Origin of the sequence: Sphingobium salicis subsp. salicis (assembly GCF_049472635.1) — a bacterium.
GTDB lineage: Bacteria > Pseudomonadota > Alphaproteobacteria > Sphingomonadales > Sphingomonadaceae > Sphingobium > Sphingobium yanoikuyae_A.
This window is the reverse complement of the sequence record NZ_JAYRCS010000001.1, coordinates 756,447-767,980: the sequence shown is the minus strand read 5'-3', so window position 1 is coordinate 767,980 and position 11,534 is coordinate 756,447. Positions and strand designations below refer to the sequence as shown.

12 protein-coding genes are annotated in these 11,534 nt (G+C 64.8%); 6 read left to right on the top strand and 6 right to left on the bottom strand.

Annotated features, from left to right (window positions below; translation table 11 throughout):
• Positions 1–42 precede the first annotated feature (42 nt).
• Both VHN57_RS03850 and VHN57_RS03845 read right to left on the bottom strand, forming a co-directional pair.
• A complete protein-coding gene (locus VHN57_RS03850) occupies positions 43–513 on the bottom strand; it encodes a DUF1465 family protein (protein WP_159365644.1) in 471 nt (156 codons plus the stop codon).
• A gap of 120 nt (positions 514–633) precedes the next feature.
• Positions 634–813 carry a YdcH family protein gene (locus tag VHN57_RS03845; RefSeq protein WP_037492086.1) on the bottom strand — a complete coding sequence of 60 codons (180 nt, stop codon included), beginning with the start codon at positions 811–813 and terminating at the stop codon, positions 634–636.
• A gap of 186 nt (positions 814–999) precedes the next feature.
• Between VHN57_RS03845 and VHN57_RS03840 the strand changes: the two genes are divergently transcribed.
• The gene (locus VHN57_RS03840) at positions 1,000–1,158 is read left to right on the top strand and encodes a YdcH family protein (protein WP_010337949.1); all 159 of its coding nucleotides are present in this window, start codon (positions 1,000–1,002) and stop codon (positions 1,156–1,158) included.
• A gap of 292 nt (positions 1,159–1,450) precedes the next feature.
• Here the strand turns inward: VHN57_RS03840 and VHN57_RS03835 are convergent, their stop codons facing one another.
• From VHN57_RS03835 to VHN57_RS03820, 4 genes are all read right to left on the bottom strand, one after another.
• Complete coding sequence (locus VHN57_RS03835; RefSeq protein WP_037521331.1) at positions 1,451–1,819, bottom strand: PilZ domain-containing protein; 369 nt, start codon at positions 1,817–1,819, stop codon at positions 1,451–1,453.
• Between the two features lie 76 nt (positions 1,820–1,895).
• On the bottom strand, positions 1,896–2,360 hold the full coding sequence (dksA, locus tag VHN57_RS03830) for an RNA polymerase-binding protein DksA (RefSeq protein ID WP_004211401.1): 465 nt from the start codon (positions 2,358–2,360) through the stop codon (positions 1,896–1,898).
• Positions 2,361–2,880: 520 nt separating this feature from the next.
• Complete coding sequence (locus tag VHN57_RS03825) at positions 2,881–3,732, bottom strand: hypothetical protein (protein ID WP_423282829.1); 852 nt, start codon at positions 3,730–3,732, stop codon at positions 2,881–2,883.
• Complete coding sequence (locus VHN57_RS03820) at positions 3,729–4,169, bottom strand: host attachment family protein (protein WP_029547763.1); 441 nt, start codon at positions 4,167–4,169, stop codon at positions 3,729–3,731. The genes VHN57_RS03825 and VHN57_RS03820 overlap by 4 nt, the downstream gene beginning before the upstream one ends.
• A gap of 88 nt (positions 4,170–4,257) precedes the next feature.
• Between VHN57_RS03820 and serS the strand changes: the two genes are divergently transcribed.
• The 5 genes from serS to VHN57_RS03795 all read left to right on the top strand — a co-directional run bounded on the left by serS (position 4,258) and on the right by VHN57_RS03795 (position 11,518).
• Complete coding sequence (serS, locus tag VHN57_RS03815; protein ID WP_423282827.1) at positions 4,258–5,535, top strand: serine--tRNA ligase; 1,278 nt, start codon at positions 4,258–4,260, stop codon at positions 5,533–5,535.
• A 28-nt stretch (positions 5,536–5,563) separates the two neighbouring features.
• Positions 5,564–6,328, top strand: coding sequence for a 5'/3'-nucleotidase SurE (surE, locus tag VHN57_RS03810; RefSeq protein ID WP_278986847.1), 765 nt, complete (start codon positions 5,564–5,566; stop codon positions 6,326–6,328).
• Positions 6,329–6,351: 23 nt separating this feature from the next.
• A complete protein-coding gene (locus VHN57_RS03805) occupies positions 6,352–7,482 on the top strand; it encodes a peptidoglycan DD-metalloendopeptidase family protein (protein WP_423282825.1) in 1,131 nt (376 codons plus the stop codon).
• Entirely contained in the window at positions 7,479–8,537 is a 1,059-nt protein-coding gene (locus VHN57_RS03800) for a potassium channel family protein (RefSeq protein WP_017501577.1), read from the top strand. The genes VHN57_RS03805 and VHN57_RS03800 overlap by 4 nt, the downstream gene beginning before the upstream one ends.
• Before the next feature lie 155 nt (positions 8,538–8,692).
• Positions 8,693–11,518, top strand: coding sequence for a TonB-dependent receptor domain-containing protein (locus tag VHN57_RS03795; protein WP_278986850.1), 2,826 nt, complete (start codon positions 8,693–8,695; stop codon positions 11,516–11,518).
• The last annotated feature ends 16 nt before the right edge of the window (positions 11,519–11,534 follow it).

Here is an 11,534-nt window from a genome sequence, read left to right as displayed (position 1 = left end):
CGGGGCGATTATGCCAGCCAAGAGATGGCGATGGCCCAATGGTCAGAAGGCGGTGTTGAGCCGATCCATGAGTGCACGGGCCGGACTGTCGGCCAGCGGCGCGTCCGGCGACAGCATCCGTTCCTCCAGCCGCGCGACCCGGCCATAAAGCTCCTGGCTCGCCTCGATCAGCGAACGGGCGGCGAAGGGGAAGTCACCGGCAATGCCCGGATCGGTGGCGGTGGCGCGGCCGAGCCGATATTTCTCATCGGCCACGTCCGCATCGCCAATCTCGCCGCGCTGCCAGGCGCGCTGGCTGAGCAACCAGGCGATGATGTGCATCAGCCGGGTCGTGACCTTCAGCGATTCACAGGCGAAGGAGACGCGGCGCAGCGGATCGTCGGCGGCAAACTGCCCGGCCTCTTCCGCGTCGAAATAGGAGCGCGCCTCATCCGCCATCACCATCGCCTCCATATAGAGGCCATCGACGAGGCGGCGATGAAGGCCGGGATCAAGGGCGGCTGCGTTGCGCATAGGCCTAGCTGACATATCGCGGTGCGATTGTCAGGGCCGTGGATGGCGCCGGAAGCCCGCCTGTCCCATTTGGGATCGCTTTACGCCGCAGTCCCGCAATTTTGCGACGCGGCGGACGCATCAGGCGATGATGTCCGGGACCAGCGCATCTTCGAGCGCAACGATCTCATCACGCAGCCGCAGCTTGCGTTTCTTGAGGCGCGCGACCTGCATCTGGTCGCCCACCCCGCCGTCGACCAGCGCCGCGATCGCAGCGTCGAGATCGCGATGCTCGACCCGCAGCAGCTCCAACCGGCGCATAATGTCTTCGCGGCTCACCAAGCCCCCGCCTTCTGAACCCAACATAGCCTCTCCTGATAGCCCGGCGCGGACGCGCGGGCCATCGCAATTTTACCGACGGCCCATCGCAAAGCGCGAATCATCGCGAGACAGGTCCGCCGAATCATGATCTACTTCGTCATCCATCACCCTCGTAAGGAGAATGTCATGGAAAATTCCCACGTTTCAGCTCTTTCCGCAAAGCATGCCGGGCTCGAAGCCCGGATCAAGGCCGAGTCGAGTCGGCCGATGCCCGACGACATTCTCGTCGCCTCGCTGAAGAAGCAGAAATTGCGGGTCAAGGAAGAGATGCAGGGCCGACATTAAGCCCGTTCCGCACGGAAAAGGCCGGGGCCGGATCACCGGACCGGCCATTTTCCTGCCAGCGGGACGCACAGCATCGGTCCAGCCGGAACGCCGGCCAGATTTTCGACATAGTGCAACGGATGACGCCTAGCCGGGGAAGATGACCTGGCGATGACAGGCGTTCAGCGTGGCAGCCTTCGCCTAGCGCTCGCCCCAAGTGGAGGCGTCGCGGCGGCGTGGAACAGGCCGCATATGAAAAGCCCCGCGCGGCGAACCGGCGGGGCCTTTTGCCAGCCCATTTATATCATCGGTATCAGCGGCGCGTGATCGTCGCGGAACGCAGATAGTCCGGCAGGGCCTGCCGCGACACGCCGTTGGCGACCGGCTTGCGCGCCAGTTGCGGGTCGATCGGCGCGTCGAAGGCAAAGCCGATCTTGTCATCACGCGACCAGGCGACCGAACCCTCGACCAGACCAACGCCGCGCAGTTCGAGACGAAGCCGCGTGCCGGCCGGGATGGCGCGTTCGCAATCCGCCATCAGGCCGGTGGCCGACAGATTGCGCACGCGCGCCTTTCCCAGATCGACGCCATCCAGCGTGCTGAGGCTGGTGAGCAGGAACAGGCTGTCGCGCGGCGCGGAACGAGCCGGTCCCCGATCAGAATTTCCCGTTTCCTTGTCCATGACTATTCCCGCAAAATGACACTTGGCCAACAGGATAGTCATGCGACGTGGAGAAAGGGTTAACCGCCACAGGGGGTTAATCGTCGCGGGAGACTTTTTCCTGACGCTCGTGCCGCTCCTGTGCCTCGACCGTCATGGTCGCGATCGGACGGGCTTCCAGCCGGCCCAGCGAGATCGGCTCGCCGGTGACTTCGCAATAGCCATATTCGCCTTCATCGATACGGCGGAGCGCCGCGTCGATCTTGGAGATCAGCTTGCGCTGGCGGTCGCGGGTGCGCAGTTCGATCGACCAGTCGGTCTCACTCGATGCGCGGTCATTGAGGTCGGGTTCGCGCAGCGGCTCATTCTGCAGCACGGCGAGCGTGCCTTCCGCTTCCGACAATATCTGTTTCTTCCAGTCCCAGAGACGCTGCCGGAAATATTCCTGCTGCAGGGGGTTCATGAATTCTTCGTCAGCCGACGGACGATAATCGTCCGGGAGTGTTACGGTCGATTTTGGCGGCTTCACACCGTCTTTATCGGAATTCAGTACCGATGCCATCTGGCTCTCCGACTCGAGAGGCCCCGGCGCTGTAAGTTCCGGGCGCCCATGACTTTTGTTTGAGCGGGCCTCATAGCCACCGCGACGAGGCGATACAAGCGGACAATGCGCACTCCGGCGCATCCCCTAGGTCGGCTAACCCGCCCGGAACGGACGGCGCGACTCCATCCGGGTTTTCCCCGATCCGGCCATCGGGATGTCCACGCAGCCCATCCTTAACGTTCCACAATGACACGTTAACCTTTCCAATTGACTCAAACGCCCGATTTTTCGGACCTTTTACGGCGCAAAGATGGTTAATGCCCTTGCAGTTAACGCTTTATTTTGCGTTGGTATGCAGTAGGGAATGGCAGGGTTCACGCTACGGAAGGGTCCGATGGCGCGAATGGGTAAACAGGACTAGAGAAGATCCTATGTCGGTTCGGATGGCTTTGGCAAAATTGTGCGCCTGCACTTGTGGCGGCGCCATCATTGGCGGGGGCGCCGTCCATGTGGCGGAAAATGCGCGTCCGGCAACGGTCTACAGCACCAAGAGTGTGAAGGCCAAGCCGCGCCAGCGCGTCCTGGCCACGGCCAAGCGCCCGCCGGCCAAGAAGCCCGCCCCGATCCGCTTGACCGTGACCACGCCGTCGCCGCCCATCCCGCTGCCCCCGCCGCCGGTGCAGGCCGCTTTGCCCCTGATGGCTGGCGGGCCGACCCCGACCGCAGCACCGATCGGCGGCAGCAGCGGCTTTGGCGGCAGCAGCGGTTTCATCGGCGGCTTCTTTGGTGGCGGTAGCAGCGGTGGCGGCACGGTGGTGATCTCCACCACCGGTTCGACCGGTTCGAGCGGTTCCAACTCGCCCACGCCGCCGACATCGACGACCAGCGGTTCGGATTCGCCGACCCCGCCGACGTCGACCTCCAGCGGCACGACGTCGACCACGACGACCTCGACGTCGACCTCCACATCGACATCGACCTCTACGTCCACATCGACGTCTACCTCTTCCTCGTCGGGCGCGACATCGACTTCCACGTCCAGTTCGACCTCGACCGGATCGTCGAGCTTCGGCAGCACGTCGTCGAGCAGCTCGACCAGCAGTTCCACGTCGACCTCGACGTCGTCGGGCACCTCTTCGGGCACGCCGCCGCCGCCCGCGCCGCCGCCGCCGACCGATGTGCCGGCGCCGCCAATGGTGCTGCTGTTCGGCGCCGGTGCCGCCGCGCTGCTGATGCGCAAGCGCCTGGCCGATCGCAATACGGAATTGTCGATCGAGGGCCACGGCCCGGCCAAGCCGATCCCGATCATCCGCACCGGCAATATCTGATAAAAGAAAAGGGCGGCCCTGGGGCCGCCCTTTTCTTTTATCGGATAAGCTCTCCCGCTCAACTGCGGGCGATGATCTTCTCGATCTCACCGACCGGATGATTGGCCAGATCCTTGGCGATCTCGCCGACCAGCCGGTCCTGCACTTCCTTGTGATAATGTTTGCGCATCTCGCCCAATGCCGTGGGCGGGGCGACGATGATCAGCTTCTCATAATCCTGGGCAAAGGCGCGGCGCTTGAGCAGGTCTGCCGCCTCCGCCGCGAAGCGTGCCTCCTCCAGTTCATGGAAATCGGTCTGTTCCATGCTGCTGCGATGGCTGCCAACCGAATTGAAGGCGCGGCCGGGCGCGTCCGATGCCTGGTCCCGGTCGGCCGGATTATCCTGCACCTTCACTTCTTCCGCCTCCAGCTGGGGAAAGGCGCGGTCGCCCTTGTTGCGGAAGAAGAGCAATTTGCGCCCGTCCGCCACCAGCACCATCGCATCATGATCGATCTGCATCGCCTTCTCCTTCATTTTGTGGATGCATCACCAACGGGCGAAGGCGCACAGGGTTGCGTGGCCTCGTTCACGACGGCATAGGGCAGCGATGCACGACATCCGCTTCATCCGCGAAAATCCCGCCGCTTTCGACGCCGCCCTGGCGCGCCGTGGCCTGGCCCCGCTGTCCGCCGACATATTGGCGCTGGACGAAAAGAGCCGCGCGCTCAAGACGGAGCTGCAGCAGGGGCAGGCCCGCCGCAACGAAGCGAGCAAGGCGATCGGCCAGGCGATGGCGGCCAAGGACATGGCAAAGGCCGAGGCGCTGAAGGCCGAGGTCGCGGCGCTGAAGGAAGGCACGCCCGCGCTGGACGCGGAAGAGGCCGAGGTCGGTGCGGCGCTCAACGCCATGCTGGCGGCGATCCCCAACCTGCCCGCCGACGACGTGCCGCAAGGCGAGGATGAAGCCGGCAATGTCGAGTTGAGCCGCTGGGGCAATATCCGCGCATTCGATTTCGCACCGCAGGACCATGCCGATTTCGGCCCGGCGCTGGGGCTGGATTTCGAGGGCGGCGCGGCGCTGTCGGGCGCGCGCTTCACCGCATTGCGTGGCCAGATGGCGCGGCTGCACCGGGCGCTGGCGCAATATATGCTGGATACCCAGAGCGCGACCAACGGCTATGAGGAAACCAACCCGCCGCTGCTGGTGCGCGACGAGGCGCTGTTTGGCACCGGCCAGTTGCCCAAATTCGCCGAGGATCTGTTCCGCACCACCGATGGCCGCTGGCTGATCCCGACCGCCGAAGTGTCGCTGACCAATCTGGTCGCCGAACAGATCGTGCCGACCGACGCCCTGCCGGTGCGGCTGACCGCGCTGACCCCCTGTTTCCGGTCCGAGGCCGGGTCGGCCGGGCGCGACACGCGCGGCTTCATCCGCCAGCATCAGTTCGAGAAGGTCGAACTGGTCGCGATCTGCGCGCCCGAGGAATCGGACGCCGAGCATGAGCGGATGGTGCAGGCGGCCGAAGGCATCCTCCAGGCGCTGAACCTGCCCTATCGCAAGATGCTGCTGTGCAGCGGCGACATGGGCTTTAGCGCGCGCAAGACCTATGACCTGGAAGTCTGGCTGCCGAGCCAGGCGACCTATCGCGAGATCAGCTCCGTATCCAACTGCGGCGATTTCCAGGCGCGGCGGATGAACGCCCGCTACAAGCCGGAGGGAGAGAAGGCGACACGCTTCCTCCATACCCTCAATGGATCGGGCCTGGCGGTGGGTCGCACGCTGGTCGCGGTGCTGGAAAATTACCAGCAGGCCGACGGCAGCGTGATCGTTCCCGAGGTGCTGGCCCCCTATATGGGCGGCATCACCAAGCTGGAGCCGCGATAAGAAAAGGCCTCAAGCAAGGAAACGGGCGATGCGCATCCTCCTCACCAATGACGATGGCGTCCATGCGCCGGGGCTGAAGGTGCTGGAGGCGATCGCCCGCACCCTGTCCGACGATATCTGGATCGTCGCGCCAAGCGAGGAGCAGTCCGGCGCGGGCCACAGCCTGACGCTGACCCGGCCGCTGCGCATCCGCAAGCATGGCGAGAAGCATTATAGCGTCACCGGCACGCCGACCGACGCGGTGATGATGGCGGTCGGCCATCTGATGAAGGACGCCAAGCCCGACCTGGTCCTGTCGGGCGTCAATCGCGGCGCCAACCTGGCCGAGGACGTGACCTATTCAGGCACCGTCGCCGCCGCGATGGAGGGTGCGATATCGGGCATCAAGTCGATCGCGCTGAGCCAGGTCTATGCCCGTGAGGCGATGGGCGACGCCGTGCCCTTTGCCGCCGCCGAAGCCTGGGGCGAGCGGGTGCTGCGCCCGCTGATCGCGATGCCGGCCAGCCCGCGTCTGTTGTTCAACGTCAATTTCCCCGCGATCGCCCCGGACAGGGTGAAGGGCGTGCGCGTGGTGCGGCAGGGCTTCCATGACATCGATCGGACGAAGATCATCGAGGGCACCGATCCGCGCGGCTATCGCTATTACTGGTTTGGCCTGGGGCGGAGCGATTCCGCGCCCGAGGGAACCGATCTGGCGGCCATCGCAGATGAGTATATCGCGGTGACGCCACTCCATTATGATCTGACGCAGGATGGCGCGCTGGCGGCGACGGCGCAGGCATTTTCGGACTGACTTACGCTCCGGGGGGAGACCATATGGCTGGACATTCAAGGGGGCGGCGCTGGCTGCCCATGGCGCCGCTGCCGCTGCTGCTGGCGGGTTGCATCCCTGCCCCGGTGCAGGACAGCGCCCCCTATGCCGCCCCCCTGCCCCCGGCCCAGCCGGCGCCCGCCATTCCGCCATCGCCCAGCATGCCGCCGCAACCGGTCAAGCCCGAACCGCAGATGATCGAGCGCAAACCGGTCTGGACGGCGCAGCAGGTGACGGCGAATGCGCGGACGGTGGCCGCCAGCACCTATAGCGTGCAGCCGGGCGACACGCTGCGCGGCATCGGCAACCGCACCGGCGCGGGATCGGACGCGATCGCGCGGGCCAATGGGCTGGCGCCGCCCTATGCGCTGCGGCCGGGGCAGAGCCTGTCGATCCCCGGCGGGCGCTATCATGCGGTGGCAGAGGGGGAGACCGGCATCGCCATCGCCGTGGCCTATGGCGTGCGCTGGAGCGACATTGTCGACATCAATGGCCTGACCGAACCCTATGTGCTGCGGCGCGGGCAGCGACTGCTGCTGCCCGATGGCGAGATGCCGGCCGCGCCGGTGGCGGCGCAGCCGGTGCGGCCGGCCGCATCCAGCCTGGAGCAGCGCGCCGCCGCCTTCCGCATCGATATCGACGATGTGCTGACCGGCGGCCAGCCTGCCGTCGCGGAGGAGAAGCCCCGCACGGTGGCCAAGGCCCAGCCCCGCCCCCTGCCCTCCAATGTGCCGATCGCCCAGCCCGGCGGCTTTTCCGGCCAATTCGCCTGGCCGCTCAAGGGCAATATAATCTCGCGCTTCGGCCCCGGCGAAAGCGGCGCCAAGAATAACGGCATCGACATTGCCGCGCCGATCGGCACGCCGATCCGGGCCGCGGCCGACGGCGTCGTCGCCTATGCCGGCGACAGCATCGCGGTGTTCGGCGGCCTCATACTCATCACCCATGGCAGCGGCTGGGTCAGCGCCTATGGCCATGCCAACCGGATCGACGTGGTGCGCGGGCAGAAGGTGACGAAGGGCCAGGTGATTGGCCTCAGCGGCGACACAGGCTATGCCAGCAAGCCGAAGCTGCATTTCGAGCTGCGCAAGGACCGGGTGCCGATCAATCCCATGACCCAATTGCCCACCCCATGAAGATCGCGCCGCCGCCTTCGGCATCGCCCATGGCCGGCTTTCTGAGGCGGCGATCGGCGCTGCCGGTCTGGGCGGACCTCGCCTGGCGAGTGGTGCTGGTCTTTGGCCTGATCGCGATCGTGCTGGCGCTCCACTGGTTCGGGCGCGACGGTCTCAAGGACAATTATGACGACCAGATCAGCTTCATCGACGTGCTCTATTTCACCACGGTCACCGTCACCACGGTCGGCTATGGCGATATCGTCCCAGTCTCGCCCGAAGCGCGCCTGTTCGAATCCATCTTCGTCACGCCGATCCGGCTGTTCGTCTGGATCATTTTCCTCGGCACCGCCTATAATCTCTTCTTCCGCAACATCCTCTACAGGTGGCGCATGGCACGCATTCAGGCCGATCTGCACAATCATATCGTCGTCACCGGTTTCGGCACCAGCGGCCAGGAGGCGGTGAACGAACTGCTGGCGCGCGGCACCGACCCGCGCGAGATCGTGGTGATCGACGGCAGCGAAAAGGCGCTGGACCATGCCGAGGCGCTGGGCTGCAACGTGCTGTGCGGTGACAGCACGCGCGACAAGACGCTGAAGGATGTCGCCATCCACCGTGCCCGCACGATGATCGTGTCGGCCGGGCGCGACGACACGTCGATCCTGATTACGCTGACCGCGCGCCACCTGGCCCCGCGCCTGCCGATCAGCATCGTCGTGCGCAACGAGGATAATGAAGTGCCCGCGCGCCAGGCCGGCGCCACCACGGTCATCAACCCGGTCAGCTTTGCCGGGCTGCTGCTGGCCGGCAGCACCAGCGGCAAGCATATCGCCGACTATATGGCCGATCTTGCCGCATCGGGCGGCCGGGTGAAGCTGCACGAACGGCCAGTGCTGCCGCAGGAAATCGGCCAGCCGCTTTCGGCGATCGGCACCGGGCTTGGCGTGCGCATCTATCGCGGCGACCATCCGATCGGCTTCTGGGAGGAAGGCGCGCGAGCGCTCCAGACCGGCGACTGCATCATCGAGATCGTGGAAGAAACCGGCGCCACGCCCCGCGCTGACGATCAATAGGTTCAAATCAGCGACAGACTGAACATGTTTGTTGCGTCACAGCAACATATGGCAAAATTCGTGCTACCCACGGTGCAGCGCAGCATGAGGCCAATTGCCTTGCTGTCATAGAATGGCAACACTCCCCCTCAGGTCTGATTTTTGAGGGGTAGAATATGCGCTTGAAAAATGTCCTGAAAACCGGCGTTCTGCTGTCCGCCTTCCTTTATAATGTACCGTCTTTCGCCCAATCCACCGCGCCGCAGGCCGAGGATGCCGGGGCCATCATCGTCACCGGATCGCGCATCCGCCAGAGCCCGCTGGACCAGGACAAGCCGATCGTCACGGTCGATCAGGAAGCGATCGCGCGGACCGGCCTTTCCTCGATCGCCGACGTGCTGCAGCGCATCCCGAGCGCTGGCGGCGGCCTCAACACCAAGGTCAACAATGCGGGCAATATCGGCGGTCCGCCCGACGGCACCGGCGTCAGCTCCGGCTCGGCCGAAATCGACCTGCGTTACCTGGGCGCCAAACGCACGCTGATCCTGGTCGACGGCATGCGCTATGTGAACGGATCGGCCGCCGGCGGCATTCCCGCCTCGGTCGACTTGAACTCCATCCCTGCCAGCATGATCGAACGGGTCGAGGTGCTGCAGTCGGGCGCCTCCCCGCTTTATGGCTCCGACGCGGTTGCCGGCGTCGTCAACATCATCACCAAGCAGTCGCAGAAGGGCCTCGACCTGTCCGCCCAGTTCGGCACCTATGAACAGGGCGATGGCGAAACCTATGACCTCAACGCCAGCTATGGCCTGCAGTCCGATAGGGTGTCGATCGTCTTTGGCGGCAATTATGTGAAGCAGCAGAGCGTCCGCACCGCCGATCGTTCCATCTCCCGCTTCCCCAATCCGGGCCAGACGAGCTGCGCCGACCCGATCGGCGGCTGTTCCGGTGCGACGCCCAACGGCCGCTTCATGATCGGCGACGAGGATCTGACGCTGATCGCGCCGGTCAGCGGGCGCCCGACCTATCCGGGGGACTTCAAGAATTTCACTTCGGCCGATCGCTATAATTTCGCGCCGGAAAATTATCTGCTGACGCCGTCGGAACGCTATGGCGGCTTCCTCAACGCCAAATTCGAATTTTCCGACAATGTCAGCCTGCGCACGCGGCTGGTCTATCAGCATCGCAGTTCGACCACCCAGGCCGCGCCGCTGCCGCTGTTCGTCGGCCCGGATGCGGGCAACGGCAATCTGCTCGACACGATCAGCATCGATGCGACCAATCCCTATAATCCGTTCGGCTTCACCTTGTCGTCGGGTGCCAATGGCGAGCCGGCGACCTATTCGCTGATCGCCCGTCGCTTCGTCGAGGGCGGCCCGCGTATCTTCAGCCAGGATGTCGACACCTTCACCATGCAATCGACGCTCGAAGGCTCCTTCGGGGTCGGCGACAAGACATGGTATTGGGACGTCAACGGCATGTATGGCAGCAATGACGCGCATCAGGTGTTCACCGGCAACCTGAACGCCGCCAAGCTGGCCCAGGCGCTGGGGCCAGTAGCGGGCTGCACCGGCGATTGCGTACCGTTCAACATCTTCGGCGGGGCCGGGTCGATCACCCAGGCCATGCTCGACTATGTGACCTTCGACCAGAAGGATCGCAGCACGCAGGAATTGTGGGACGCCACCGCCAACCTGTCGGGCGAATTGTTCGACCTGCCGGGCGGCGCGGTCGGCTTCGCCGTCGGCTACGAGCATCGCAACCAGCGCGCCAGCTACACCCCCGACCCGATCATCACCGCGGGCCTGGGCGCCGACGTGCCGACCAGCCCGGCCGCCGGCAGCTTCAATGTCGATGAAGTCTATGGCGAAATCCGCATCCCGATCCTCGCCGACGTGCCCTTCTTCCAGAAGCTGGAACTGGACGGCGCGGTGCGCCATTCCAACTATAGCAGCTTTGGCAGCAACACGACCTTCACCGTGTCGGGCCTGTGGAAACCGGTCAGCGACCTGCTGCTGCGCGGCGGCTATGCCGAGAGCCTGCGTGCGCCCAGCATCGGCGAAATGCATGCCGGCCGGTCGCGCACCGATCAGACGATCAACGACCCCTGCACCAGCGCAGCGGGCGGATCCTGGGACAATCCGACCGTGCGCGCCAACTGCATCGCCAATGGCGTGCCGGCCGATGGCAGCTATGACGAGCCGACCGGTGGCCAGCTGGGCGTCTTTTCCAGCGGCTCGACCAACCTGAAGCCGGAAACCGCCAAGACCTGGACCGCCGGCATGGTCTACAGCCCGGCCTGGGCACGCAACGGCTTTGCCAGCGCACTCAGCCTTGAGGTCAATTATTATAATATCCGCCTAAAGAACGCGATCGACTCGGTGCCTGCGACGCTGACGCTGCGCCGCTGCGCCTTCGATGCCGATCCGGTCAGTTGCGCATCGATCAGCCGCACGCCCAGCGGTCTGGTCGCCGGCATCGACGCCACGCTGCAGAATCTCAACGCCATCAACACCGACGGCATCGACGGATCTTTGATCTATCGCTCCAAGCCGGTGGGCGACGGCACGGTCGGCCTGACGGTCAATGCCGCCTATCTGCTGAGCTATGACATCAAGGCTCCGGCCGAGCTGAATGCACCGACCATCAAATGCGCCGGCACCGAACGCTGCGGTTCGGTCGACCAGGCCTATCCGCGCTTCAAGGCGACCACCACGCTCGACTATTCGGCCGATACCTGGGGCGTTTCCTTCACCGGCCGCTATATCAGCAAGGTGACCGAGAGCGACGGCCATGTCATGGGATCGACCTTCTATGGCGACATGCAGGCCTATTTCTCGCCGGCCTGGCTCGACCATCGCACCCGGCTGACGATCGGCGTCAACAACCTGTTCGACAAGGATCCGCCGGCCTGCTTCACCTGCGACAGCGCCAATTTCGACCCGACCACCTATGATGTGCCGGGCCAGTTCGGCTACATCCGCCTGTCCTACAAGATGTGATAGATTAGTCGCTTAG